This window comes from Microbacterium sp. LWH7-1.2, assembly GCF_038397755.1.
Lineage (GTDB): Bacteria > Actinomycetota > Actinomycetes > Actinomycetales > Microbacteriaceae > Microbacterium.
In genome coordinates this window covers 3,214,648-3,239,823 of the sequence record NZ_CP151637.1, presented here as the reverse complement: position 1 = coordinate 3,239,823, position 25,176 = coordinate 3,214,648, and the positions used below count along the sequence as shown (strand labels likewise).

The 25,176-nt window shown below is 71.2% G+C and carries 25 protein-coding genes; 13 read left to right on the top strand and 12 right to left on the bottom strand.

What is annotated here, in order from left to right:
• The first annotated feature begins 9 nt into the window (after positions 1 to 9).
• Positions 10 to 795, top strand: coding sequence for a DUF1932 domain-containing protein (locus MRBLWH7_RS15035; protein WP_341995869.1), 786 nt, complete (start codon positions 10 to 12; stop codon positions 793 to 795).
• Positions 796 to 973: 178 nt separating this feature from the next.
• Here the strand turns inward: MRBLWH7_RS15035 and MRBLWH7_RS15030 are convergent, their stop codons facing one another.
• Positions 974 to 2,380, bottom strand: coding sequence for an aminomethyl transferase family protein (locus MRBLWH7_RS15030; protein WP_341995866.1), 1,407 nt, complete (start codon positions 2,378 to 2,380; stop codon positions 974 to 976).
• A gap of 143 nt (positions 2,381 to 2,523) precedes the next feature.
• Between MRBLWH7_RS15030 and MRBLWH7_RS15025 the strand changes: the two genes are divergently transcribed.
• Genes MRBLWH7_RS15025 through MRBLWH7_RS15010 form a run of 4 tightly spaced genes read left to right on the top strand, consistent with a single transcriptional unit; the run spans position 2,524 to position 6,063 of the window.
• A complete protein-coding gene (locus tag MRBLWH7_RS15025) occupies positions 2,524 to 3,279 on the top strand; it encodes a PIG-L deacetylase family protein (RefSeq protein ID WP_341995863.1) in 756 nt (251 codons plus the stop codon).
• Positions 3,280 to 3,292: 13 nt separating this feature from the next.
• On the top strand, positions 3,293 to 4,009 hold the full coding sequence (locus MRBLWH7_RS15020) for a 4-carboxy-4-hydroxy-2-oxoadipate aldolase/oxaloacetate decarboxylase (RefSeq protein WP_341995861.1): 717 nt from the start codon (positions 3,293 to 3,295) through the stop codon (positions 4,007 to 4,009).
• The gene (locus tag MRBLWH7_RS15015; protein WP_341995859.1) at positions 3,996 to 5,075 is read left to right on the top strand and encodes a 4-oxalomesaconate tautomerase; all 1,080 of its coding nucleotides are present in this window, start codon (positions 3,996 to 3,998) and stop codon (positions 5,073 to 5,075) included. The genes MRBLWH7_RS15020 and MRBLWH7_RS15015 overlap by 14 nt, the downstream gene beginning before the upstream one ends.
• A 22-nt stretch (positions 5,076 to 5,097) precedes the next feature.
• Positions 5,098 to 6,063, top strand: coding sequence for a VOC family protein (locus tag MRBLWH7_RS15010; RefSeq protein WP_341995857.1), 966 nt, complete (start codon positions 5,098 to 5,100; stop codon positions 6,061 to 6,063).
• 33 nt (positions 6,064 to 6,096) lie between these two features.
• Here the strand turns inward: MRBLWH7_RS15010 and MRBLWH7_RS15005 are convergent, their stop codons facing one another.
• Entirely contained in the window at positions 6,097 to 6,642 is a 546-nt protein-coding gene (locus tag MRBLWH7_RS15005) for a helix-turn-helix domain-containing protein (protein WP_341995856.1), read from the bottom strand.
• Positions 6,643 to 6,826: 184 nt separating this feature from the next.
• Between MRBLWH7_RS15005 and MRBLWH7_RS15000 the strand changes: the two genes are divergently transcribed.
• Complete coding sequence (locus MRBLWH7_RS15000) at positions 6,827 to 7,525, top strand: ATP-binding cassette domain-containing protein (RefSeq protein WP_341995854.1); 699 nt, start codon at positions 6,827 to 6,829, stop codon at positions 7,523 to 7,525.
• A gap of 5 nt (positions 7,526 to 7,530) precedes the next feature.
• Positions 7,531 to 8,316: an ABC transporter permease gene (locus MRBLWH7_RS14995; RefSeq protein WP_342002078.1), complete on the top strand. Its 786-nt coding sequence runs from the start codon at positions 7,531 to 7,533 to the stop codon at positions 8,314 to 8,316.
• 47 nt (positions 8,317 to 8,363) lie between these two features.
• Here MRBLWH7_RS14995 and MRBLWH7_RS14990 read toward each other — a convergent pair whose 3' ends face one another.
• The 3 genes from MRBLWH7_RS14990 to MRBLWH7_RS14980 form a co-directional block, all read right to left on the bottom strand.
• Positions 8,364 to 9,494, bottom strand: a complete 1,131-nt coding sequence (locus tag MRBLWH7_RS14990; protein WP_341995852.1) for a 5-methyltetrahydropteroyltriglutamate--homocysteine S-methyltransferase — start codon at positions 9,492 to 9,494, stop codon at positions 8,364 to 8,366.
• A gap of 74 nt (positions 9,495 to 9,568) precedes the next feature.
• Positions 9,569 to 10,480: a serine hydrolase gene (locus MRBLWH7_RS14985; RefSeq protein ID WP_341995849.1), complete on the bottom strand. Its 912-nt coding sequence runs from the start codon at positions 10,478 to 10,480 to the stop codon at positions 9,569 to 9,571.
• Between the two features lie 64 nt (positions 10,481 to 10,544).
• Entirely contained in the window at positions 10,545 to 12,509 is a 1,965-nt protein-coding gene (locus MRBLWH7_RS14980) for a M13-type metalloendopeptidase (RefSeq protein WP_341995848.1), read from the bottom strand.
• A gap of 218 nt (positions 12,510 to 12,727) precedes the next feature.
• Here MRBLWH7_RS14980 and MRBLWH7_RS14975 point away from each other — a divergent pair, with 218 nt between their 5' ends.
• The gene (locus tag MRBLWH7_RS14975) at positions 12,728 to 14,047 is read left to right on the top strand and encodes an MATE family efflux transporter (protein WP_341995846.1); all 1,320 of its coding nucleotides are present in this window, start codon (positions 12,728 to 12,730) and stop codon (positions 14,045 to 14,047) included.
• A 25-nt stretch (positions 14,048 to 14,072) separates the two neighbouring features.
• Here MRBLWH7_RS14975 and MRBLWH7_RS14970 read toward each other — a convergent pair whose 3' ends face one another.
• Both MRBLWH7_RS14970 and MRBLWH7_RS14965 read right to left on the bottom strand, forming a co-directional pair.
• Positions 14,073 to 14,687, bottom strand: coding sequence for a TrmH family RNA methyltransferase (locus MRBLWH7_RS14970; protein ID WP_342002075.1), 615 nt, complete (start codon positions 14,685 to 14,687; stop codon positions 14,073 to 14,075).
• Positions 14,688 to 14,804: 117 nt separating this feature from the next.
• The gene (locus MRBLWH7_RS14965) at positions 14,805 to 14,948 is read right to left on the bottom strand and encodes a hypothetical protein (protein ID WP_341995844.1); all 144 of its coding nucleotides are present in this window, start codon (positions 14,946 to 14,948) and stop codon (positions 14,805 to 14,807) included.
• Between the two features lie 201 nt (positions 14,949 to 15,149).
• Between MRBLWH7_RS14965 and MRBLWH7_RS14960 the strand changes: the two genes are divergently transcribed.
• Positions 15,150 to 16,463 (top strand): Nramp family divalent metal transporter, encoded by a 1,314-nt coding sequence (locus MRBLWH7_RS14960; RefSeq protein ID WP_342002073.1) that lies wholly within the window; start codon positions 15,150 to 15,152, stop codon positions 16,461 to 16,463.
• A 23-nt stretch (positions 16,464 to 16,486) separates the two neighbouring features.
• Positions 16,487 to 17,122 carry a metal-dependent transcriptional regulator gene (locus MRBLWH7_RS14955; RefSeq protein WP_341995842.1) on the top strand — a complete coding sequence of 212 codons (636 nt, stop codon included), beginning with the start codon at positions 16,487 to 16,489 and terminating at the stop codon, positions 17,120 to 17,122.
• Between the two features lie 130 nt (positions 17,123 to 17,252).
• On the opposite strand, the gene MRBLWH7_RS14950 is transcribed toward MRBLWH7_RS14955, so the two are convergent.
• Positions 17,253 to 17,945 carry a VIT1/CCC1 transporter family protein gene (locus MRBLWH7_RS14950; RefSeq protein WP_341995840.1) on the bottom strand — a complete coding sequence of 231 codons (693 nt, stop codon included), beginning with the start codon at positions 17,943 to 17,945 and terminating at the stop codon, positions 17,253 to 17,255.
• A gap of 143 nt (positions 17,946 to 18,088) precedes the next feature.
• Positions 18,089 to 19,033 carry an SDR family NAD(P)-dependent oxidoreductase gene (locus MRBLWH7_RS14945; protein ID WP_341995839.1) on the bottom strand — a complete coding sequence of 315 codons (945 nt, stop codon included), beginning with the start codon at positions 19,031 to 19,033 and terminating at the stop codon, positions 18,089 to 18,091.
• Positions 19,034 to 19,073: 40 nt separating this feature from the next.
• Here MRBLWH7_RS14945 and MRBLWH7_RS14940 point away from each other — a divergent pair, with 40 nt between their 5' ends.
• Positions 19,074 to 19,883, top strand: a complete 810-nt coding sequence (locus MRBLWH7_RS14940) for an HAD-IIA family hydrolase (RefSeq protein ID WP_341995837.1) — start codon at positions 19,074 to 19,076, stop codon at positions 19,881 to 19,883.
• Between the two features lie 517 nt (positions 19,884 to 20,400).
• Here MRBLWH7_RS14940 and MRBLWH7_RS14935 read toward each other — a convergent pair.
• Positions 20,401 to 21,438 (bottom strand): aldo/keto reductase, encoded by a 1,038-nt coding sequence (locus MRBLWH7_RS14935; RefSeq protein ID WP_341995835.1) that lies wholly within the window; start codon positions 21,436 to 21,438, stop codon positions 20,401 to 20,403.
• A gap of 69 nt (positions 21,439 to 21,507) precedes the next feature.
• Here MRBLWH7_RS14935 and MRBLWH7_RS14930 point away from each other — a divergent pair, with 69 nt between their 5' ends.
• The gene (locus tag MRBLWH7_RS14930) at positions 21,508 to 22,932 is read left to right on the top strand and encodes a PLP-dependent aminotransferase family protein (RefSeq protein ID WP_341995833.1); all 1,425 of its coding nucleotides are present in this window, start codon (positions 21,508 to 21,510) and stop codon (positions 22,930 to 22,932) included.
• A 10-nt stretch (positions 22,933 to 22,942) separates the two neighbouring features.
• Positions 22,943 to 23,515, top strand: coding sequence for a YdeI/OmpD-associated family protein (locus tag MRBLWH7_RS14925; RefSeq protein ID WP_341995831.1), 573 nt, complete (start codon positions 22,943 to 22,945; stop codon positions 23,513 to 23,515).
• 133 nt (positions 23,516 to 23,648) lie between these two features.
• Here the strand turns inward: MRBLWH7_RS14925 and MRBLWH7_RS14920 are convergent, their stop codons facing one another.
• Together MRBLWH7_RS14920 and MRBLWH7_RS14915 are read right to left on the bottom strand one after the other, a co-directional pair.
• A complete protein-coding gene (locus tag MRBLWH7_RS14920) occupies positions 23,649 to 24,536 on the bottom strand; it encodes an RNA polymerase sigma-70 factor (RefSeq protein ID WP_341995830.1) in 888 nt (295 codons plus the stop codon).
• Positions 24,537 to 24,546: 10 nt separating this feature from the next.
• On the bottom strand, positions 24,547 to 25,137 hold the full coding sequence (locus MRBLWH7_RS14915; protein WP_341995828.1) for a carboxymuconolactone decarboxylase family protein: 591 nt from the start codon (positions 25,135 to 25,137) through the stop codon (positions 24,547 to 24,549).
• Positions 25,138 to 25,176: the final 39 nt, after the last annotated feature.

Here is a 25,176-nt window from a genome sequence, read left to right as displayed (position 1 = left end):
GTTTCGGCCATGACGACGATCGCGATCCTCGGACTCGGCGAGGCCGGCCGCCGTTACGCGCGGGGCCTCGCCGATGCCGGTGCCGACGTCCGCGGGTTCGACCCCGCCCACGAGCTGGGCGATCCCGACGTGCCGCAGTTCTCTTCCCTCGCCGACGCGCTCGCCGGGGCCGACGTCGCCCTGAGCCTTGTGACAGGCCACGCCGCAGCATCCGTCGCCCGTGACGCACTTCCGCACGTCGGGAAGGGCGCGGTCTACGCCGACCTCAACACCGCGGCGCCCGAGCTCAAGCAGCGCATCGCGCGCCTCGCCGCCGACCGCGGACTCGCGATGGCGGATGTCGCGGTGCTGGCGCCCGTGATGCGCGCGGGGCACCGCACGCCGCTGCTCGCGAGCGGGCCCGGAGCACGCGAGTTCGCCGCGCTCGTCGGCCCGTTCGAGGTGCCGGTCGAGGTCGTCGAGGGCGACGCCGGCGAGGCGGCGCGGTTACGGCTGCTGCGGAGCGTGTTCATGAAGGGTCTCGCGGCGCTCGTGCTCGAAGGACTCGGCGCGGCGCGGGCCGCGGGCGCCGAGGACTGGCTGCACGCTCAGATGTCCGAGGAACTCGGTCCCGAGGGCGCCGCGCTCATCGATCGCCTGGTCGAGGGCTCGACGACCCACGCCGTCCGCCGTGAGCACGAGGTGCGCGCCGCTCTCTCGGCGCTCGAGTCCTCCGGGCAGCCCGCCGACATGACCCGCGCGACGCTCGCCTGGTTCGAGCGCCTCGTCGCCGACCGCCACCACCCCGCCCCCTGAGCCCGCTTCAGGGGCCGCAACACGCGGAATCGACGCGCGCACCCCGCGTGTCGCGGCCCCCGAAACCCCGCCGGCTCGGACCCCGCCGGCCCCGCAAGCGGCGCCCTCACGTGCCGCAACACGCGGAATCGACGCACGCACCCCGCGTGGCGCGGCCCCCGAACGGATGCGCCTGCGTTTACGCCGTGCCGGCGGTGCGCCAGCCGCCGTGGTACTCCTGGCGTGCGGTCTCGGCGTAGGGCACGGGGCTCACCACCGCGCGCACCTCGATCTGCTCGTGCGGCTCGACCGTCGTCTTGCCGGAGCCGCCGTCGGGCTCGCCCCACACGACGCGCACCTCGGCGCCGATCGGCACGTCGCGGTCGACGGTGGCGAGCGACAGCCCACGCTTCTCGTTCGCCGTCACGCCGGTGAACAGCGACAGGCCGACGGTGCTGCCAGCAGCGTCGATCACAGCGTCGTAGTTGGAGGAGCCGTAGTTCGCGTTCGGCAGGTCGAAGAACTGGTAGCCGGGGCCCTCGCGGTCGATCACGCTCGTCAGGATGCGGCCGAGGTCCTCGTCGTTCCACGCGAGCGTGACCTTCTTGCGCTGCGTCTCGGGGTCGACCTGCTCGAGCGCCTCGCGGCCGATGAAGTCGTGGTCGAACTTCACGAAGGAGCCGTAGCCGAGGTCCCACGGGTTCAGGTAGTAGTCCTCGATGTCGTCCGACACGAACGAGCCGGCGAGGGCGTTGATCGCCTCGTAACTGTCGGCCGGGAGCCACTCGCGGTAGCGGCGCTCGATGTCGCCGCCGGTGTAGATCGCCGGCAGCGGCGACGGGATCCACCCCGACTCGAGCGTGTTCGACGAGTATGCCCGCGACCCGCAGGGCTCGATCCCGAACTCGCGCCCGGCCTCGAGCACGGCGTCGCGGACCCGGCCATGCTGCGCGTACGGCCCCCAGATCTCCAGGCCCGGAGCACCGGCCATGCCGTGGCGGAGCGTGCGCACCTGCTGTCCCGCGATCTCGAGTTCGCCCATGTGGAAGAAGCGCACCTGCTCGACCTCGCGGCCGGCGAGCTTCTCGATGATGGGCCAGGCGTTCGGGCCCTGGATCTGGAAGCGGTAGAACTCGCGCGTGACCGCCTGGCCGTACGGGCGCGAGGGCGAACGGTCGTCGTAGCGGGTCTCGATGTCGTAGTCGCCGGTCTCGGCATGGAACTGCAGCCAGTTCGCGCCCGGCGCGCGCCCGACGTAGACGTACTCGTCCTCGGCGAGATGGAACAGGATGCCGTCGCCGATGACCCCGCCGGTGGACGACGTGGGCACGAACTGCTTGGCGGTGTCGACCGGGAAGTTCGCGAAGGAGTTGATGCCGGTGTCGGACAGCAGTTTCAGCGCGTCGGGACCGGTCATGAAGAAGTTGACCATGTGGTGGGTCTGGTCGTAGAGCACGGCGGTCTCGCGCCAGGCCTTCTGCTCACGCCGCCAGTTCGTGAACTCCGCCGGTACGACCGGGTAGATGTACGTGCCCAGCTGCGAGTTGCGCAGCATGTCGACGACGTTCCCCTTCTGATCCAGCAGCTCCTGCAGATTGCTCGCCATGCCTGTCTCGACTTCCTCGTCCAGTGGTTCGTGCCGGGTGACCTGAGCGCGATGCGCCCGATACCTACATCGAAAGGTATTTAGTCGCCACGATTGTAGACAATTTGTTGACCATTCCGCCATAGGTGTGGTTCGCTGGCCCCATGACAGAGACGTCCGACACGCTCCTCGTCGTGAGCGCCCACGCCGGCGACTTCGTGTGGCGGGCGGGCGGCGCGATCGCCGCCGCCGCCCTGCGCGGTGAGCGCGCGGTGGTCGCGTGCCTGTCATACGGCGAGCGCGGCGAGTCGGCGAGCCAGTGGCTCGATGGAAAGTCGCTGGACGAGATCAAGGGCATCCGGCGCGACGAGGCCGAGGCCGCGGCATCCGCTCTCGGCGCTGAGATCGAGTTCCTCGACCTCGGCGACTACCCGCTCCTCGAGTCGCGTGAGGCCGTGTCGCGGCTGGTCGACCTGTACCGGCGGGTGCAGCCCACGGTCGTGCTCACCCACACCCTGCGCGACCCCTACAACGGCGATCACCCGGCGGCGGCGCGCATGGCGCTCGAGGCTCGCGTGCTCGCGCAGGCGATCGGCGTCGCGAACTCGGACGGCAACTACCCCACGAAGGACGACATCATCGGGGCCCCGCCGGTGTTCTTCTTCGAGCCGCACCAGCCCGAGCAGTGCGACTTCACCCCCGACGTGCTCCTCGACATCACCGAGGCGTTCGGACGCAAGCGCGCGGCGATGGAATGCCTGCCCGCCCAGAAGCACATGTGGTCGTACTACACCGACCTCGCGGTCCGCCGCGGCGTGCAGCTCAAGCGCAACGCCGGCCCGAACCTGGGCCTTCACCACGAGACAATGGGCGAGGCCTACATGCGGCACTTCCCCCAGGTCACCGCGGTGCTCTCGTGAGCGGGGTGGGTCCGTGATCACGCCCGTCATCGTCACCGACATCGCGCGGACGGATGCTGCGACCGCCCGTGCGCTCGGAGCCCACGGCGTCGCGACGGTGCACGAGGCGATGGGTCGCACGGGACTCGTGGGTCCCGGCATCCGTCCCATCCAGGACGACGTGCGCGTCGCCGGAACCGCGGTCACGGTGCTGAGCCACCCCGGCGACAACCTCATGATCCACGCGGCCGTCGAGCAGTGCCGCGAGGGCGACGTGCTCGTGGTGACCACGACATCGCCGTCGCTCGACGGCGCGTTCGGCGAGCTGTTCGCCACCGCGCTGCAGGCGCGCGGAGTGCGCGGGCTCGTCACGACGACGGGAGTCCGCGATGTCGCGGAGCTGCGCGCGATGGGCTTCCCGGTGTGGTCGGCGGCGGTGTTCGCTCAGGGCACCGTCAAGGCGACGCCCGGGTCGGTGAACGTGCCGGTCACGGTCGGAGCGGTCACGGTGCGCCCCGGCGACGTGATCGTCGCGGACGACGACGGTGTGCTGTGCGTCCCCCGTCGGGAGGCGGCTGACGCCCTCGCCGCCGCCGACGCGCGCATCGCGAAAGAGGAGGCCGACCGCTTCGCGTACCGGGGCGGTGAGCTGAGCCTCGACCGCAAGGGGCTTCGACCCCTGCTCGCCGAGCTCGGCATCGAGTACGTCACACAGGCCGAGTACGAGGCGCGCGATCATGGGCGCGACTGACCCGGTAGAGGGCGGCATCCGCTGCATGCTCATGCGGGGCGGCACGTCGAAGGGCGCCTACTTCCTCGCGTCGGACCTGCCGGATGACCCGGCCGAACGCGACGACCTGCTGCTGCGGATCATGGGCTCACCCGATCCCCGCCAGATCGACGGCATCGGCGGCGCGCACCCGCTCACGAGCAAGGTGGCGATCGTCTCGCCGTCGGGCGCCGAGGGCGTCGACGTCGACTACCTGTTTCTGCAGATCGGGGTCGACACGGCGACGGTGAGCGACGCGCAGACCTGCGGCAACCTGCTCGCCGGCATCGGGCCGTTCGCCCTCGAACGGGGCGTCGTCCCTGCGACCGGCTCACGCACCACGGTGCGCATCCGGCTCCTCAACACGGGGGATGCCGCGACCGCCGTCTTCACGACGGCAGACGGCCGCCCCGACTACGACGGCGATGCCGCCATCGACGGCGTCCCGGGCACGGCATCCGCCATCGAGCTGGAGGTCGGGGGCGGCCCCGACAAGGCGCTGCTGCCGACCGGGAACCCCGCCGACGACCTCGACGGCGTCACCGCGACACTCATCGACAACGGGATGCCGGTCGTGCTGCTGCGGGCGGATCAGCTCGGCGTCGACGGCACGGAGTCGGCCACAGCACTCGAGGCCGACGCCGGCCTTGCCACGCGCATCGAGCGTCTCCGGCTCGCCGCCGGCCCCCTCATGGGGCTCGGCGACGTGTCGGCGCAGACGGTGCCGAAGATGATCCTCCTCTCGCCGCCGCGCGCGGGCGGCGCGATCTCGACCCGCGCGTTCATCCCGGCGCGCGTGCACACGGCGATCGGCGTGCTGATGGCAGCATCCGTCGCCGCCGCCCTCCGGATCCCCGGCGCCGTCGGCTCCGATATGGCCGGCCCGCTCGGCGCTGAGGACACCGCCATCGAGCACCCGAGCGGCACCTTCCCCTCCCGCGTGCACGTCACGCAAGACGACGCCGGGGCCTGGCGCGCGACCTCGTTCTCGCTGCGCACGGCCCGCAAGCTCTTCGACGGCACGGTCTTTCCCCGGCCGCGCCGATGAACCCCGTCAGAGAGGACGCACCATGACCGCCGACACGTCGTTCGACGTCGCCCACCTCGCCCACGTCGAGCTGCTGACGCCGACTCCGACCCAGAGCCGCTGGTTCTTCGAGGACCTGCTCGCGATGCGCGTGGTCGCCGAGGACGGCGACTCGGTGTACCTGCGCACGTGGGACGAGTACCAGCTGTACACGATCAAGCTGACGGCATCGGATGCTGCGGGCGTGGGTCGCACGTCATTCCGGGCCTCATCGCCGCAGGCGCTGGAGCGGCGGGTCGCGGCGATCGAGGCGACCGGGCTCGGCGTCGGGTGGACCGATGGCGACGTCGGCTGCGGGCCCACCTACGAGTTCGCCGACCCCGACGGGCACGCGATGGGGATCTTCTACGAAGCCGAGCGGTACGAGGCCGGCGACGACGACCGGCCGGCCCTGAAGAACCAGGCCTCCCGCTTCCCGGGCCGGGGGGTCAACGCGCGTCGGCTCGACCACATCAACTACCTCGCCAAGGACGTCGAGGCGAACGGCGCGTTCCTGCGGGACGCGCTGGGGATGCGGGAGTCGGAGCGCATCCGACTCGACAGCGGCAAGTTCGCCGCGTGGTGGTTCCACTTCTCGCTGAAGTCGTACGACGTGGTCTACTCCGACGACTGGACCAAGCACGGCAACCGCCTTCACCACATCGCGTTCGCCCCCGACACGCGCGAGGACATCCTCAAGGCCGCCGACATCTTCCTCGAGAACGGCATCCACATCGAGTCCGGCCCCCACAAGCACGCGATCAACCAGACGTTCTTCCTCTACGTCTGGGAGCCCGGGGGAAACCGCATCGAGTTCGCCAACGCCGGCGCCCGACTCCTGCTGGACCCCGATCAGCCCGTCGTGGAATGGACGGAGGCCGAGCGCCGCAAGGGCCAGGCCTGGGGCATGAAGACGATCGAGACCTTCCACACCCACGGCACCCCGGTGGTCGACGCGCCCGGCCACTGAGCCCGGCCCGGTCCAGCACCGGGAGGGCCCCGCTCAGCCGTTCGGTGAGGGAGGGTCGACCTCCGGGACCAGGAGCGTCGCGAAGCTGACGCGCCGACGATCGCCGCCGCGATCGGACAGATAGGGGCCGAGAAGCTCCGACAGCGCCGACTGGATCGCGGCGAGGTCCGCCGCGCCGACGTACAGCGGGACGCGCCCGAATCCGACGAAATCGCGCAGTCCCGAGTCGTCGCCGTCGAGGAACCGATCGAAATCCGCCGCGACCGACCCGAGGAACGCGAGCATCGCCGAGCGCAGCTGCGCGTCGCTCATCGCGCGCAGCTCGCCGTGGTCCACGTGAGCCATCCGGTTTCCGAGGGCCAGCGTGCGTTCCACTGCGCCGCGGACCCGTCGCTCCTCGACGATCGTGAGGATGTCGGCATCCACGAGGGTGGCGACGTGCCGGTACAGCGTCGCCTGCGTCACGTCGGGCAGCAACGCGCGCAGCTGCGCCGTCGTCAGGCTCCTCCCGCCGAACTGCTGGACGATCCGCAGGCGCACGGGATGCAGGACGACGTCGGCGATCGAGGAGTCGTTCACGTCGGGCTCCGATCCATTATTCTCATCGTGATAATGTTCCACTTGCTAGGAACGATCCTATCGAGAACGAGGAGAGCAATATGCGGACCACAGGGTGCGAGCGATGAGGCAGGAAACGACAGGGGCCGCCCCCCGGTCGACACCAGGGCACGGCGAGGCAGGCCGGGCTTCGACGGTCATCGAGGTGGCCGGGCTGAGCAAGCGGTTCGGGCCGGTGAACGCCGTGGACGACGTCAGCTTCGCTGTCGCGGCGGGCCGGGTGACGGGCTTTCTCGGTGCGAACGGCGCCGGCAAATCGACGACGCTGCGCATGCTGCTGGGACTGATCCGTCCCGATCGGGGCACAGCACTGATCCGGGGCCGGAAGTATGCCGACCTCGCCTCTCCCCTCCGTACCGTCGGCGCCGTGCTGGACATCGCGTGCGCTCACCCCTTGATGACGGCTCGTGCGCACCTGCGCACGTACGCCGCGCTGGCGGGGCTCGCCGATCAGCGGGTCGACGCGGTGCTGTCCCTGGTGCAGGGCGAGAGCTTCGCCGACCGGCGGATCGGCACCTTCTCAACGGGCATGCGGCAGCGGCTCTCGCTCGCGACGGCGCTGCTCGGCGATCCCGGGATCCTCGTGCTCGACGAGCCGTCCAACGGCCTCGATCCCGTCGGCATCGCGTGGCTGCGCGGCTTCCTCGGGCAGTTCGCGGCCGCCGGCGGAGCCGTGCTGATCTCGAGTCACCAGCTCAACGATCTCCAGCACGCCGTCGACGACGTGGTGCTCATCGACCGCGGCCGCATCTCCTTCACCGGCACCCTCGAGGACCTGCTCACGGCCGGCACCTCGCTCGAGGAAGCCTTTCTCCACCTGACCCAGGAAGGCGCACACCTGTGAACGCGATGCACGGCGAGCTCGTCCGCCTCTTCTCCACCCGGCTCCCGCTCTGGACCCTCCTCGCCGCTGTCGGCTGCGGGGGCGGCATCACGGGCCTCCTCGCCCTGATCGGACCCGAGAACTCGAGCACGCCGATGCCCGGCATCGACACCGCGGAGGGCGCGGGCCTGGTCGTCGGCCTCGGCGTCCTGCTGCTGTTCGTTCCGGCGCTCATCGGCACCATCGCGATCACCGGGGAGTACCGCCACCGCACCATCGGCACCACCTTCCTGGCGGTGCCGCGGCGCGGTCGCGTCCTGCTCGCCAAGCTCGCGATCTACTCGCTGCTCGGCCTGGTCTACGGCATCGTCGCCTCGGTCGCCTCGGGCTCGGCGCTCGTCGCCGCCGCCGCGCTGCGCGGGGTGGACGTCGGACTCACGGGTGAGCAGCTCGCCATCACCCTGGCGCAGCTCGCGGTGGCTTCGGCGGTCTACATGGTGCTCGGCGTCGCGATCGGGGCATTGGCGCGCCATCAGCTCCTGGCGATCGGGATCGTGCTGGGGTACTTCTACTTCCTGGAGAACGTGCTCATGCTGGTCCCCGGGGTGAACGCCCTGTACCCGTTCCTCCCCGGCGGCGCCACGGCCTCGCTCACCCGCTTCACCTTCCTGACCGACACCATCGGCGAGCAGACGATGCTCGCGTCGGCGCCGCTGACCTCACCCGCGGCAGGGGCCGCGATCCTCGTCGCGTATGCCCTCGTGGCGACGGGGATCGCCATCATCGCGCCACTCCGTCGAGATCTGACGTGAGCCCCGGGCTCGGCGGTTCTGGCCGGGGGCGCGGGGGCCCAGCGGGCTCAGCGCCAGACGTCGGCGGCGATGTCGACGACCTCGCGCACCTTGGCCCACTGCTCGTCCTCGGTGAGGACGTTGCCCTCCTCGGTCGAGGCGAAGCCGCACTGCGGGCTGAGGGCGAGCTGCTCGAGCGGGGCGAACGCCGCAGCCTCGTCGATGCGGTGCTTCACGGCATCCACATCCTCCAGCTCACCGCTCTTCGACGTGATGAGCCCGAGCACGACCGTCTTGTCACGGCCGTTCCCCTCACTGCCTCGGGGCAGGAACCGCAGCGGCTCGAAGCCGCCGGCGCGCTCGCTGTCGTACTCGAGGAAGTAGCCGTCGTAGGCGGTGTTGCCGAGCAGCTGCTCGGCGACCGGCTCGTAGCCGCCCGACGAGATCCACGTCGAGCGGAAGTTGCCGCGGCAGACGTGGGTGGTGATCGTGAGGTCGTCGGGCTTGCCGTCGAGGATGCGGTTCAGAATGCCGGCGTAGCGCTCGGCGATGCCGTCGGTGTGGATGCCGCGCTCGCGCGCCTTCTCGAGCTCGACCTCGGAGCAGAGGTACGCCCAGGCGGTGTCGTCGAACTGCAGGTAGCGCGCACCGGCGTCGTAGAACGCGGCGACGGCGTCACGGTACGCCTGCACGAGGTCGTCGACGATGTCCTCGCGGCCGTCGTACCCCGACCCGGACAGATGGCCGGGCTCGAGGCGGAAGTCGAGCACGGTCGGGGCGGGGATGCTGAACTTGGGCACCGCACCGGTGGTGCGCTCGAGCAGGCTCTTGAGCGAGCGGAAGTGGTCCAGGAACGGGTGCGTGTCGCTGAAGCCGATCTTGCCCGAGATCTCGATGCCGCGCGGCTTGGTCTGCACGCCCTGGAACTGGATGCCGTGGTCGAGCTCGACGATCTCGACGCCGTCGAGCAGGCCGAAGAAGTCGAAGTGCCACCACGAGCGGCGGAACTCGCCGTCGGTTGCGAGCTTCAGGCCCGCATCGGCCTCGCGCACGACGAGTTCGGCGATCGCGGTCTCCTCCGCGACGCGCAGCGCATCGGCATCGATGTCTCCCGCGGCGAAACGGCGGCGCGCCCCTGCGAGCTCGGCGGGACGGAGGAAGCTGCCGACGATGTCGGCGCGGAACGGCGGTGTTGACACCCTTGCGAGGCTAGTCGATCCCTCCCGCCATAGGTACTCGCCCGTCACTCGGCGTCATCGCCCGCCCCGCCGGCTCAGAACACGTACTCCATGAGGTCCGTGCCCAGGATGCGGAAAGCCTCGTGTGCGCGCAGGCGGTGCGAGATCGACAGGTCGTCGAAGCACACGATGAGCGCGTACGACACCCCGGCGCGCGGGCCGGCGAGCACCCCCGCTTCGACACGGATGCCGGCATCCCGGCCGGTCTTGTTGATGAAGAGCAGGCCGTGCTCGTCGTTCTCGTGGGAGAACGGGTCGAGACCGGTGGCGGATGCCACGAGCGACAGGTCGTGGTTCAGGCTCAGCCACTCCGCCACCTGAGCGCTCACGCCCGGGGAGACGACCTGCGAGTTCACCAGTGCCGCGAACACCTCGGCGAGCTCACGCGCGGAGCCGAGCGCGAAGTGCGGCGCGTCGTCCGGCCCGCGCTCGTCGCGGAAGCGGTCGAGCAGCGCCGAGCGGGCGAGCCCCAGCTCCTCGATGCGGGCGCGCACCGCCGGCAGGCCCACGCGCCACAGCAGCGCATTGGCCGCCAGCGCGTCGCCGGTCGAGGCGGTGAGCACGGCGAGGTCGACGAGAGGAAGGGCCGGCGCCTTGAGGTGCTGCCACACTCCCCCGACGCCGACCGGCTCGATGTGCGCGCGGTCGATGATCTCGAGCGGCTCGAGACGCCCCGACTCGAACGCCGCCGCCACCTCGATGAGCAGCGGCACGACGCCGAGCCCGGCGACCGGCAGGGTCACGAAGTCGTCGCCCGACAGGACGGATGTGCCGCGGTCGAGGTCGGTGATGCGCACCGAGATCTTGGCTCCCGATGCGGCGAGATCGTCGAGCGCCTTCAGCGTCGACGTGAACGATCGACGACCGGCGGCCGCCCTCTTCGGCAGCCGCCGACCGGTGCTCCGTCGCGCCCCCCGCTGCGACTCGGCATCCTTTCTGGGCTCCATGCCCACGGAGTTTCCCTCCCCTTGACGTTGTTGCGGGGTGATCGAGCCGCACGCGGCCCGGACGTCACCAGATAGTGACGCGCTGGTCCTCGTCGAGCCAGAGCGCATCCGCTTCGGTCACACCGAACGCCTCGTAGAACGCGTCGATGTTGCGGACGATCTGGTTGCACCGGAACTCGTTGGGGGAGTGCGGGTCGATCGTCAGGAGGCGGATCGTCTCCGCATCCCGTCCCTTCTGCTGCCAGATCTGTCCCCAGCTGAGCAGCAGTCGCTGGATGCCCGTGAAGCCGTCGAGCTCGGGCGCGCCCGTGCCGTCGAGCGACAGCGCGTAGGCCTTGATCGCAATGCCGAGACCGCCCAGGTCGCCGATGTTCTCGCCGATGGTGAGCGCGCCGTTGACGTGGTTGTCGTCGGCCAGCCCCTGCGGCACGAGGGCGTCGTACTGGGCGATGAGGTTCTTGGTGCGCTCCTCGAAGGCGGCGCGGTCGTCGTCGGTCCACCAGTCACGCAGGGATCCGTCGCCGTCGAAGCGGCTGCCCTGGTCGTCGAAGCCGTGGCCGATCTCGTGGCCGATGACCGCGCCGATGCCGCCGTAGTTGGCCGCGGCGTCGCGCTCGACGTCGAAGAACGGGTACTGCAGGATCGCCGCCGGGAACACGATCTCGTTCATCAGCGGGTTGTAGTACGCGTTGACCGTCTGCGGCGTCATGAACCACTCGTCGCGGTCGATCGGCTGACCGACCTTCGCGAGCTGGCGGTCGTGCTCCCACACGTGCGCACGGCGGACGTTGCCGACGAGGTCATCGCTCGCGATCTCGAGGGTGGAGTAGTCCTTCCACTTGACCGGGTACCCGATCTTCGGGGTGAACGCGTCGAGCTTCGCGAGCGCGCGCTCCCGGGTCTCGGGGCTCATCCACTCGAGCTCGGCGATCGACTGCCGGTAGGCCTCGATGAGGTTGGCGACGAGCTCGTCCATCGCCTCCTTGGCGGCGGGCGGGAAGTGACGCTCGACGTAGACGCGGCCGATGGCCTCGCCCATAGCGGCCTCGGTGAGGCTGACGCCGCGCTTCCAGCGCTCGCGGTTGACCGGGACGCCGGTCAGCTGCGTGCCGTAGAACCCGAAGTTCTCGGCGACGAACTCCTCCGACAGGAACGGCGCCGCAGAGTGCACGACAGCGAACCGCAGCCACGCCTTCCAGTCCTCGAGGCGATCCTCGACGAGCAGGGCGCCGAGACCCTCGAAGAAGCTCGGCTGGTAGACGTTGATCTCCGCGAACGCGTCGGCGTGGCCCGGCGCCGCGCCCTCGCGCCACGGCGTCAGGTCGACGCCGACGAGCTCCTGCACCTCGTCCCACGTCTTGAGGTTGTACGTCTTCACCGCGTCACGGCTCGAGACGTTGTCCCAGTGGTGGGTGGCGAGCTCCGTCTCGATCGCGACGATCCGGTCGGCGGATGCCTCGGCCTCGGCCACACCCGCGAGTTCGAGGATGCGCTGCACATGGGCGCGGAACGCGATGCGCGTCTCCTGGAAATTGTCGAGGCGGTAGTAGCTCTCGTCCGGCAGCGACAGGCCGCCCTGGATGAAGAAGGGCACGTAGCGTTCCGGGTTGCCCGGGTCGGGCTCGAAGTAGAGGTGGATCAGCGCGGCGACGCCGTCGCGCTCGAACTCGCCGATCGTGCGGAGGAACCCGGGGATGTCGGCGATCGCCTCGACCCGCTCCAGCGACTCGGCGAGCGGCGCGGCGCCCTGCGCCTCGATGCGCTCGGTGTCCATGAAGCTCGTGTAGAGGTCGCCGATCTTGCGGGCCTCGGTGCCCGGCTCGGCCTGCTGCGACTCCTCGACGATCGCGTGCACGTCCTTCTCGGCCTGCTCCGCGATGAGGTGGAACGACCCCCACCGCGCCTTGTCCTCCGGGATCTCGGTCCGTTCGAGCCAGCTGCCGTTGACGTGGCGGAACAGGTCGTCCTGGGGGCGGATCTCGGCGCTGAGCTCATCGAGCGCGAGACCGGAGCGGGGGGCATCGGTCATGCGTTCCAGGGTAGCCGCCCGCAGCCTGGACAACTCTCGGGAGAGGCGGGATCGCCGCCCGTGACGACATTGTGATGAAGCATCCTCGATCCTCAGTCGAGGTCCGTTGCCGAAATGCGACGCGGCGGTGAGGATCGGCCCGCATCTCGGCTCTCGTCCTCTTTGAGGAGCGACGGATGCCGCGCCAGAGCGTCGGCGCGGCCTCCTAGGCTCGAGGGGTGACGACCGACACCCTGAACCGCGACATCCTGCGGCTTGCGGTGCCGGCACTGGGCGCCCTGATCGCCGAGCCGCTCTTCCTCATCGTCGACTCGGCGCTCGTCGGGCACCTCGGCGTCGAGCCGCTCGCCGGACTCGGCATCGCTTCGGCGGTGCTGCAGACGATCGTCGGGCTCATGGTGTTCCTGGCGTACTCGACGACGCCCGCGGTCGCGCGCCGGTTCGGGGCGGGCGACCCGTCTCGTGCGGTGTCGGTGGGCATCGACGGCATGTGGCTCGCGCTCGGCATCGGTGCCGTGCTCGCGCTGGTCGGCTACGTCGCGACCCCGCTCCTCGTCGGCCTGTTCGGCGCGACGCCCGACGTCGCGCAGCAGGCCGAGATCTATCTCGGCATCTCGATGTGGGGCCTGCCTGCGATGCTCGTGGTGTTCGCCGCCACCGGGCTCCTGCGCGGCATGCAGGACACCGTGACGCCCCTGTGGATCGCCGGCCTCGGCTTCGCCGCCAACGCCCTGCTCAACTGGCTGTTCATCTACGGCTTCGGGTGGGGCATCGCCGGCTCGGCGATCGGCACCGTCGTTGCGCAGTGGGGCATGGTCGCCGCTTACGCGGTCGTGATCGGACGCCTCGCGCGGCGGCACGAGGCATCCGTCCGTCCCCAGCGCGAGGGCGTGCAGGGCTCGGCACGGTCCGGCGGGTGGCTGTTCCTGCGCACGGTCTCACTGCGGTTCGCGCTCCTCGCGACGGTCGCCGTCGCGACCGGGCTCGGCACGGTCGAGCTCGCCGGCTGGCAGGTCGCCTTCACCATCTTCTCGACCGCGGCATTCGCGCTCGACGCGCTCGCGATCGCCGCCCAGGCCCTCATCGGCAAGGGCCTCGGCGCCGAGGACTCGCCCCTCGTGCGCCGCGTGCTCGGCCGCACCGTCGCGTGGGGCGCCTGGTTCGGAGTGATCACCGGCGCGATCATCGGGGCGCTGTCCGGGGTGATCGGGCTGGCGTTCACCGGCGACGCCGGCATCGCGGTGCTCGTGCAGCCCGCCCTCATCGTGCTGGCGATCGCCCAACCCGTGTGCGGTGTCGTGTTCGTGCTCGACGGCGTGCTCATCGGCGCGGGCGATGCGAAGTACCTCGCGATCGTCGGGGTGCTGAATCTCGTGCCCTTCGTCCCCGCGCTGCTCGTGGTCGCCTGGCTCCACCCCGTGGGCGCCGCCGGGCTCGCGTGGCTGGCCGTCGCGTTCTTCGGCGTCTACATGCTCGCCCGGCTCGCCACCCTCGGGTGGCGCGTGCGCGGCTCGGCCTGGCTCACCGCCGGCGCGTGACCCGCGTTTCGACTCGCAAGATCGCTCAGCGACCGGGCGCGGCCCAGCGGCGGCACCACTCGTACATCACGACGGCGGCTGCGGCGCTCGCATTGATCGAGCGGGTCGAGCCGTACTGCTCGATCTGGATCGTTCCGGATGCTGCGGCCAGCGCCTCCGGCGACAGCCCCGGTCCCTCCTGACCGAACAGCAGCACGCAGGCCTCGGGCAGATCGGCGGCGGGCAGCGCCAGCGAGCCCTCGACGTTGTCGATCGCGATGACGGGCAGGGACGCGGCATCCGCCCACGCGGTGAAGGCCTCGACGGTCTCGTGATGGCGCACGTGCTGGTAGCGGTCGGTCACCATGGCGCCGCGGCGATTCCAGCGGCGCTTGCCGATGATGTGCACCTCGGATGCGAGGAACGCGTTGGCGCTGCGCACGATCGAGCCGATGTTCATGTCGTGCTGCCAGTTCTCGATCGCGACGTGGAACGCGTGGCGGCGCGTGTCGAGGTCGGCGACGATGGCGTCCATCGTCCAGTACCGGTAGGCGTCGACCACATTGCGCGCGTCGCCGTGCGCGAGGAGCTCGCGGTCGTAGCGCGCGTCGTCGGGCCAGGCATCGGGACCCCCGGGCCACGGCCCCACGCCGACCGGCAGCGTCGGCTCGGCGGGTTCGCCGTGCTCGGCGGGTTCGCCGTGCTCGGCGGCGGTCGAGTCGGGCGTCGTCACCGGCCCAGGCTATCCCGGGCTCGCGACCGCCCCCGCGTCCGGGTGTCAGGGCTCGGGCGACCGGTGCCACTGGCCCCGCCGCGTCTCCGCGAGCGAGGAGCGCCATGTGCTGCGGCGCGGCCGCGGCTGCGTGCGGAGGCGCACTCCGGCCACGAGCTCCTGGATGAATGCGACCAGCTTCGTCGTCATGCTTCGCCTGCTTTCGGGTGATTCGGCGTATGACACAGGGGTACTCGCGAGCCGACAGCGGCGGTCGGGGGTTGACATCGCTCGCCGTGCGTGCGCCGATCCGCTCTTTTCGGTACGCCGAAAACAGGCTAGGTTTTCGGTATGCCGAAAACTGCCGAGGATCTCAGCACGCCGACGCCGCTCGCGAGTCGGCGCCTGTCGATGCCCCGCCTCGCGTGGCTGATCGGCCCGGCGCTCGTCGCGGGGGTCGCGTATCTCGATCCCGGCAACGTCGCGAGCAACATGACCGCCGGCGCGCGGTACGGGTACCTGCTCGTGTGGGTCGTGGTGATCGGCAACGTCATGGCGTGGCTCATCCAGTACCTGTCGGCCAAGCTCGGCATCGTCACCGGCCAGAGCCTCCCCGAGACCCTGGGCCACCGCATCCGCAACCGCTGGGGGCGGCGCGCGTACTGGCTGCAGGCCGAGCTCGTCGCGATGGCGACCGACATCGCCGAGGTGATCGGCGGGGCGGTCGCGCTCAACCTGCTGTTCGGCGTGCCGCTCGTGTGGGGCGGCGTGATCACCGGGACCGTGTCGATCGCGCTCCTGCTCATCCAGTCGCGACGGGGTCCGCGCACGTTCGAGTTCGTGGTCATCGGCCTGCTCGCCATCATCGCGATCGGGTTCTCGTTCGGCGTCTTCGTCGCGCCGCCCGACGGCGCGAGCGTGGTCGCGGGCCTGGTGCCGCGCTTCGAGGGCACCGACTCGGTGCTGCTGGCGGCGTCGATCCTCGGCGCGACGATCATGCCCCACGCCATCTATGCGCACAGCGCCCTGGCGCGCGACCGCTTCGCCCCGCCACCGGCGACGGCCGCCGTCGCGCTCGGCGGCGATCGACTGGTGCCGCGCGGCTCCCGCGCTGCGGATGCCCCGATCGGGGCTCCGGCAGACCCGACGCTGGCCGAGCTGCGCGGCATCCCCACTCGTCGCCTCCTGCGCGCGACCAAGTGGGACGTCACCATCGCGATGCTGATCGCGGGCACCGTGAACCTCTGCATCCTGCTGCTCGCGGCGGCGAATCTGGCGGGGGTGCCGGGCACCGACTCCCTCGAGGGCGCGTACGCCGCGCTGTACGCGGGCCTCGGCCCGCTGGTCGCGACCCTGTTCGCCGTGGGCCTCCTGGCGAGCGGCCTCGCCAGCACGTCGGTCGGCGCCTACGCCGGGGCCGAGATCATGCACGGCCTGCTGCACATCCGCGTGCCGCTCCTCGCCCGCCGCCTCGTCACGCTGATCCCGGCGCTCGCGATCCTCGCGGTCGGATTCGATCCGACGGTCGCGCTGGTGCTGAGCCAGGTCGTGCTGTCCTTCGGCATCCCGTTCGCGCTCATCCCGCTGATCGCGCTCACCGCGAACCGCGAGGTGCTCGGCGGCTACCGCAACCGCGTGTGGACGACGATCGCGGGGATCGCAGCATCCGTGTTCCTCATCGCGCTCAACGGAATGCTGCTCTATCTCGTGCTGACGGGGGCGTGAGGACCGCCCGGTACCCTGAAAACGTGGCCTCCCCTGCGATCGACGACTACCTGAAGACGATCTACCACCACACCGAGTGGCAGGACGATCGCATCACGCCGTCGCAGCTGGCCGGCGAGCTCGGCCTCGCGCCGTCGAGCGTCACCGAGATGGTGCAGAAGCTCGCCGCGCAGGGTCTCGTGACGCATCGCCCCTACGGTCCCATCGCGCTCTCCGAGGAGGGCGAGCGCCGCGCGGCGGCGATCATCCGCCGGCACCGGCTCATCGAGACCTGGCTCGTGGGCGAGTTCGGCTACGCATGGGACGAGGTGCACGACGAGGCCGAGGTGCTCGAGCACGCGATCAGCGACCGGCTGCTCGAGGGCATCGACGAGCGGCTCGGACGCCCGCGTTTCGACCCGCACGGCGATGCGATCCCGGATGCCGCGGGCCATGTCCACCGCGAGCCGTTCGTGCTGCTCGCCCACGCGCCCACCGGGCATGTCGGACGGGTGCTGCGCGTGAGCGACCGCGACCCCGAGCTGCTCAGGGCTGTCGAGTCGGCCGGCGTCTCCGTCGGCGCGACCGTGACGGTGACGGATGCTGCCGCCCTCCGTATCGACGGCTCCGAGGTGTCACTGCCCCACGCGGCCGCTGCGGCCGTCTGGCTCACCGCCTGATCCGCTCCCCGGCCCTCTCACGCGGCTTCCTTTTCCTCCAGTCGCCAAGTCGCCACAACACGCCGGTTGGAGGACCCGCCGCACGGCGTGTCCTGGCGACTCGGGAAGAGGCGGAGGCCCCGACACGGGGCTAGAAGAAGATCACGCCGGCGGCGTAGCTGACGCCCATCGTGCCGAGGCCGACGGCGAGGCTCCGGATGAGCATGCGCAGCGCCGAGAGGCGGCCGACGCCCGCCGCCACCAGCGAGGTGAGGGCGAGTGACACGACGACGGCGACGATGATCGCCCACGTCTCGATCGCGACAGGGGCGTAGTACGTGATGAGCACCGGGATCGCGGCACCCATCATGAATGCGATCGCGGTCTCGAGGCCGGCCCACCACGGCGCCGACCGGTGGGTGATCTCCTCGAGCCCGTGCTCGGCATCGAGCTGAGCGGCGAGCGCGTCCCGCGCCGTGAGCTGCTGGGCCACTTCGAGCGCGAGCTGCGACGAGAGCCCGCGGGACTCCCAGTGCGCCGCGAGCGTCGCCAGCTCCCCTGCGGGATCGCGCTGGAGGTCTTCCTCCTCCTGCGCCGCGATCTCGAGCTCGGACTCGCGCTCCGCCGCGACTTCGGCCCACTTCGCGCCGCCGGCGCTCAGCCCGCCGGCGATCATCGCGGCAACAGCCGTGAACAGCAGCAGCCGGTCTCCGGCACCGGCGCCCGCGAAGCCCTGCAGCAGGCCCGCGGTCGCGATGATCCCGTCGTTCGCGTCGATCGCCCACGAGGTCTCGCGCACGCGCGCGACGAAGCGCGACCACAGCGACGGGGCGACCTCGGCCATGCGACCTCCCGCGGTCAGTCTGACAGCCGGGGTGGCGGCATCCGCGTCCCGACACAGGATCGGAGGTTCGCGGCGGCCGGGCCGGGGAACGGATGCTGCGCGCCGGCGTGCCGCGCAGAACCGCCGACCCTGTGCGGGTCAGGTCAGCGGCGCGCGGCCATCTCGAACGGCCAGCGCACGCCTGTGGTGGTCTCGGCGACGTCCCACAGGCGGGCGGCGACCACCGGATCGCGCGTGATCTTCGAGGCGGTCTGCTTGCGGGGCTCTCCGCGCGAGCCGGTGCGCGGACCCCAGAACTCGCCGCCTTCCACGTCGGGGTCGGTGAGGGCTCGCACGAGCGGCCACGCGCCGTGCTCCTTCGACTGGGCCATCGCCGCCTGGAGGTTGTCGCGGAAGCGCTTGGCGCGCGAGGGCTCGTTGACACCGACGATGCCGGGCGTGCGACCCCCGGTCGAATAGCCGGGGTGGGCGACGACGCTCGCGACCGGGATGCCGGCCGCGCGCAGGCGCCGGTCGGCCTCGAAGCCCAGCGCCGACGTCGCGACCTTCGACTGCACGTACGCGCGCCAGGCCGTGTATCCGTCGACGAGCTGCGGGTCGACGGGGTCGTAGGGCGTGAGCGAGGTCGACATGCTGCCCACCCACACCATGCGTCCGTGGGCTTCGGCGAGCGCGGGGAGGAGTTCGCCGGCGAGCGCGTAATGGCCGAGGGCGTTGGTGGCGAAGACGACCTCGTGCCCGTCGATCGTGGTCTCGCGCTCCTTCGGCGCGTGGACGATGCCGGCGTTGAGCAGCACGCCGTCGAGGCCGCCCTTGCCCCGCACGCTCGCCGCGGCGGAGCGCACCGACGCGAGGTTGGAGGTGTCGAGGATGAGGGGCTCGGTCGCGTCGGGTGCCGCATCCGGAACCCGCCGGCGGATCGCCGCGCGCGCGGCCGACAGCCGGTTCGGATGGCGCGCCGACATCAGCACGTGCGCGCCGGCGCGCACGAGCTGCTCCGAGGCGAAGTAGCCGAGGCCGGCATTGGATCCGGTCACGAGGTACACGCGTCCGGAAAGGTCCGGGAGGGTCCGGGGGTCCCACGTCACGGGAACGACCCTACGCCTGCCCGGCACCTAGTCTGGACGCATGCGGACCCGCGCGGACATCGAATGCTGGCTCACCGACATGGACGGCGTGCTGGTCCACGAGAACACCCCCATCCCCGGGGCCTCCGACCTGCTCCAGCAGTGGCGGGATCAGGGCGTGCCGTTCCTGGTGCTCACCAACAACTCGATCTTCACGCCCCGCGATCTGTCGGCCCGGCTGCGGGCGTCCGGCCTCCTCGTGCCGGAGGAGTCGATCTGGACCTCCGCCCTCGCCACCGCCGACTTCCTCGAGTCGCAGATGCCCGGCGGCTCGGCCTTCGTCATCGGCGAAGCGGGGCTGACGACAGCCCTCCACGAGGCGGGCTTCATCATGACCGAGACCGATCCCGACTACGTCGTCGTCGGTGAGACCCGCAACTACTCCTTCGAGGCGATCACGAAGGCGATCCGCTTCATCAACGCCGGCGCGCGCTTCATCGCGACCAACCCCGACGCCACCGGCCCCTCGACCGAGGGTGTGCTGCCCGCCACGGGCGCGATCTCGGCGCTGATCACGAAGGCGACCGGCATGGAGCCCTACGTCGTGGGCAAGCCGAACCCGATGATGTTCCGCTCGGCGATGAACCGCCTCGGCGCGCACTCCGAGAACACCGGCATGATCGGCGACCGCATGGACACCGACGTCGTCGCCGGCATCGAGGCGGGCCTGCACACGGTGCTCGTGCTCACCGGCATCAGCGACGCCGCCGAGATCGCCCGCTACCCGTTCCGCCCCGACGAGGTGCTGAACTCGGTGGCCGCCCTCCTCGACCACGAGCCTGTCGAATCCGAGGATCCCGAGCTCCTGTAGGCCCGTTTCGCACCTGGGATTTCGGCGACTCGCCAGAACCGGTGCGGTTCTCGGCCATTCTCGGCGACTCGCCAAACCCGCGCGGTTCTCCGTCATCTTGGCGACTCGCCAGAACCGGTGCGGGTCTCGACCATTCTTGGCGACTCGCCAAAACCCGCGCGGTTCTCCGTCATTCTCGGCGACTCGCCAGAACCGGTGCGGTTCTCGGCCATTCTTGGCGACTCGCCAAAACCCGCGCGGTTCTCCGTCATTCTCGGCGACTCGCCAGAACCGGTGCGGGTCTCGACCATTCTTGGCGACTCGCCAGGAACCCGCGCGGCGGCGCACGCCGGTCGAATCCGGCGATTCGCCACAGACCGGGCGCGCAAGACGCCGGATATGGCGATTCGCCGGAAACCGGCGCGTCCGCGCCGGGAGCAGCTGCGCTGCTCACGACATCGGGAGGTCGGATGCCTCGGGCCGAGGCATCCGTCTCCCGCAAGGTGCGGCGGGCTTCCGCAGCGCCCGCCGAACCCGGTCAGACCGCGACCGTGGCGCGCACGTCGAGGTCGGCGGTGTCGAGCCGGGCGCGGACGTCGGCGTCGAGGACGAGCTCGGAGGCGGCGAGCGCCTCTTCGAGCTGTGCGACGCTCGAGATGCCGACGACGGGGATCACCGGCACCTCCGCGCCCAGCAGCCAGGCGAGCGCGACCTGGTTCGGGGTCGCGCCGATCTCGGTGGCGACGTCGTGGAGCGCGCGCACGCGCTCGCGGTTCGAGGCGTGACGCATCGGCGCCCACATCGGCTTGTCGTCGCGGGTGAAGGCTCCCTGGTGCAGCGGCGAGTACGCCGTGATGGTGAGCGGCGGCCGGCCGTCCGCGCCCGCGGCCGCGGCAGCGCCTGAGGCCAAGGATTCGACATAATCGAGGAGTTCCACCGACACGTCGTTCGTGCGCCCGACGCCCGGGCTCGGGTACACGTAGCTGTACCCCTGCTGCACGACGCCGTAGGGGTCGACGCCCTGGCGCAGCGCCTCGTCGCGCGCCTCGATCAGACGCCACAGCGCGACGTTCGAGATGCCCGAGATGCCGACGAGCCCCTCGCGCTGGAGCTGCCCGAAGGCGGCGACGGTCTCGGCGATGGGCGTCTCGCGGTCGTCGACGTGCCCGTACAGCACGTCGAGGCGGTCGACGCCGAGGTGCTGCAGGCTGAGGCGCGCCTCGCGGGCGACGACCTCGGCCGACAGTCCCTGGAAGTTCGTCGGCTCGACGTTCTGCAGCGGCAGCGAGGGATCCTTCTTCGCCGCGCCGAGCTTGGTCGCCAGGCGCACGTCGCCGAGGCCGCCGCGGCGGCGGATCCACTGCCCCAGCACGTCCTCGCTGTCGCGGCCGTTCCCGCCGACCCACGCGTTGTAGTTGTTCGCGGTGTCGACGAAGGTGCCGCCGGCGTCGGCGAAGCGGTCGAGGATCTCGAGCGATGTGGTGGTGTCGGTGCGGGTGCCGAAGAACATGGTGCCGAGGCACAGGGTCGAGACCTCGAACGAGGTCGTGCCGTTGGAGATGGTGCGGTACTGCATGAGGTGCCCTTTCCGTGGTTGGTGATCCCATCGTGGATCGCCAGCGGTCTGGGAGTACGATCCGATTCCATGGCAGAAACCCAGACCAATCCGGTGGCGTGGGAGACACTGCTCGACCTCGCCGCGTACGACGGCCCCCGTCACGTGCGGCTGGAGCAGGCGGTGAGGGATGCTGTCGCCGCGGGTCGCCTGCCCTCCGGCGCCGCACTCCCCCCGAGCCGACTCCTCGCGGCGTCGCTGGGCGTCTCGCGGTGGGTGGTCACGGAGGTGTACGGGCGTCTCACGGCCGAAGGCATCCTCGATGCCCGGACCGGCTCGGCGACGCGGGTCGCAGCATCCGTCCGCGCCACAGCTGCCCGGCCCGATCCGCAACCCGTCGCCCCGCTCCGGCGTCCCCGGTACGACCTCGCCCCCGGCGTGCCGGACCTGCGGAACGCGCCGCGCGCCCTCTGGCTGCGCGCGATGACCGAGGCGTTGACCCAGAGCCCGGACGCCGAGCTGTTCCGCCTCGACGGGGATGTGCCGGCCGCCCGCGACGCACTCTCGGCGTATCTGTCGCGGTCGCGCTTCGCACGGGCCGACGCGGAGTCGGTCCTCGTCACGCACGGCGCCGCCGACGGCATGCGCCGTGTGGCGCGGGCGCTCCGCACCCTCGGGCACACCGCGCTCCTCGTCGAGGACCCGTCCTGGCAGCGCATGCGTCAGGTCGCCGCGGCGGAGGGTCTCACGTCGGTGCCCGTCGCGGTGGACGACGACGGGGTCGATGTCGCGGCGCTGGTCGAGGCCTCCGTCCGCACCGGCGCGCGCGCCGCCCTCGTGACGCCCGCGCACCAGTTCCCCACGGGAGTTCCGCTGTCGGCCGAGCGGCGCGAGCGGCTCATCGCGTGGACCCGTGCGTGCGACGGCGTCGTGATCGAGGACGACTACGACGCCGAGTTCCGCTACGACCGGCGCCCGATCGGGGCGCTGCAGGCGATGGCGCCGGACCGCGTGGTGCTCGCTGGCAGCCTCAGCAAGACCGCGACTCCCGCGCTCAGCATCGGCTGGCTCGTGCTGCCGCCATGGCTGCGCGAGGGGGTGCGCGCGGCGGGAGGGGCGGCGCCGTCGACGCTCGACCAGCTGGCCCTCTCGCGGTTCCTGACATCGGGCGGGCTCGACCGCCACCTGCGCGGCGCCCGCAGCCGCTACCGCCGGCGGCGCGAGGCGCTGCTTGCGGCGCTCGCGCACGAGCTGCCGGAGTGCCGCGTGGCGGGCATCGCGGCGGGGCTCCATGTCGTGCTCGGCCTGCCACGCGGCGTGCGCGCGGCAGATGTCGTGCGCGCAGCGGAGCCCCGCGACCTGGGCCTCACCGACATCCGCCGCTACCGCGTATCGCCCGACGCGCCGGCGCCCGAGCGTCTCGTGCTCGGCTACGGCGACCTCGCCGATCCCCTCGTCGACGAGGCCGTGCGGGTGCTGGCCGACTCCGTGCGCGAGGTCGGCGGCTCCCGGTAGGGTCGCGATCATGGGAGCGCTCGACGACGGCGAGATGGTGGAAGTGACGGATGCCGCGGCCTGGCGCTCGTGGCTCGACGCGAACCACCGCACCTCGAAGGGGGCGTGGCTCGTGCGGGCGCGACCGGGTTCGGGGCTCGAGGTCATCGGCTACGAGGACGCCATCCTGCAGGCGCTGTGCTTCGGGTGGATCGACGGTCCGGTGCGTTCGTTCGACGACGAGCGCGGCGGCCTGTGGTTCGCGCCGCGGCGCGCGACGAGCGGCTGGGCGGCGACGAACAAAGCACGGCTCATCCAGCTCGAGGAGGCAGGCCTGATCACCGAGGCCGGTTATCGCGCCGTCGAGGTCGCCAAGGCGAACGGCGCGTGGACCGTGCTCGACAACGCCGAGGCGCTGCGCGAGCCCGACGACCTCGCGGCGGCGCTCGACGCCGTACCCGCGGCGCGCGCCGCGTGGGACGCGTTCCCGCCGTCGAGCCGCAAGCTCGGCATCACGAACGTCGACATGGCACGGCGCCCCGACACGCGGGCCGCGCGGGTCGCGAAGATCGTGGCGGATGCCGCGGAAGGGAAGCGCCCGTGATCTCCGAGACCGAGCAGACGTTGCTCCTGCTCACCGCCGCGCTGATCACGCTGGGCACACTCACCGTCATCATCTGGCAGTGGTGGCGCCGCCGCGGCAAGCGCGACTGAGCGCGGGCGCCCGACGCGCCAGCTCAGCGGGCGACCACGGCCTCGGCGTCGACATGCCCGAGCTTCTCGGGGTTGGCGATCGAGTACACCCGGGTGATGCGCCCGTCCACGACGGTGAGACTCACGACGCCGACGAGCACGCCGTCGAGCTCCATGCGCACCCCCGGCTGGCCGTTGACCCACGTCGACGACGCCACGAGGGTGCCCTCGACCTTCGCCATGCCGCCGACGAGGTACCGCGCGAGCCGATCCGCGCCGACGATCGGCCGGCGGGCCGCACCGCGGACCTTGCCGCCGCCGTCGGCGACCGACACGACGTCGGGCGCGAGCACGTCCATGAGCCCCTGCAGGTCGCCGCTGTTGAGCGCCACGACCAGGCGCTCCACGACCTCCTCGTGCTCGGTGGGCCCGACCGTGACGCGGGGCCTGCGGGCGGCGACGTGGTCCCTCGCGCGGTGCGCGATCTGCCGCACCGCCGCAGGAGTCTTGCCCACGGCGTCCGCGATCTCGTCGTACGGCACGTCGAACACCTCGCGCAGCACGAACACGGCGCGCTCCGCGGGCCCGAGCGTCTCGAGCACCGTGAGCATCGCGATCGAGAGGTTCTCGGCGAGCTCGACGTCGTCTGCCACGTCCGGGCTTGTGAGGAGCGGCTCGGGAAGCCATTCGCCGACGTACTCCTCGCGGCGCCGCGAGACCGTGCGCAGGTGGTTGAGCGCCTGGCGCGTCACGATGCGCACGAGGTAGGCGCGCGGCTCCTGCACGGTGTCGCGGTCGACCGCCGCCCACCGCAGCCACGACTCCTGCAGCACATCCTCGGCGTCGGCTGCCGAGCCCAGCATCTCGTACGCGACGGTGAACAGCAGGCTCCGGTGCGTGACGAACGGGTCGTCGACGGCGGCGGTGCTCATGGCCGGGAGCCTACGCGGAAGCGCCGACGGCCGGACGCTCGGCGAGCGGAGGCAGGCCGCAGGCGTCCGCGAAGTGCTCGGAACGGATGCCGAGCGCGATGTTCATCCGCGCCGACATGTTCATGAACGCGACGCGGGCCGCGAGCTCGACGAGTCCCGCGGGGCCGAGATCCTGGAGCAGCGCGTCGGACAGCTCATCCGTGACGGCCGGCGGCGTCTGGCTCGCGGCTTCCGCGTACTCCATCACGCGGCGCTCGCGTGGCGTGAACAGGCGCGATTCGCGCCACCGCGGCACCTCGCGCACCTTCGCCGCATCGACGTCGCGATTGCGCGACATGAAGTAGTTGAAGTCGAGACAGAAGCTGCAGCCGATGGTCGCCGCCGACGCCATGGCAGCGAAGGTCGCGAGGCTCGGGTCGAGCTCGTGCCAGCCCTCGACCTTCTGGCCGATGCCCATCGCGTCCTTCATGACCCGCCGATGGTGCCACAGCACACCGAGGGAGTCGGGGACGCGGCCGATCATCCTGCGCGCGGCGAACTTGATGATCGCGCCCTGGGGGCCGGTGACGTCTGCGGTGGGGATGCGGGTGTCGCTGGTCATGTCTACCTCCGTGTCGAACGAGTCCTTCGACATGGAGAC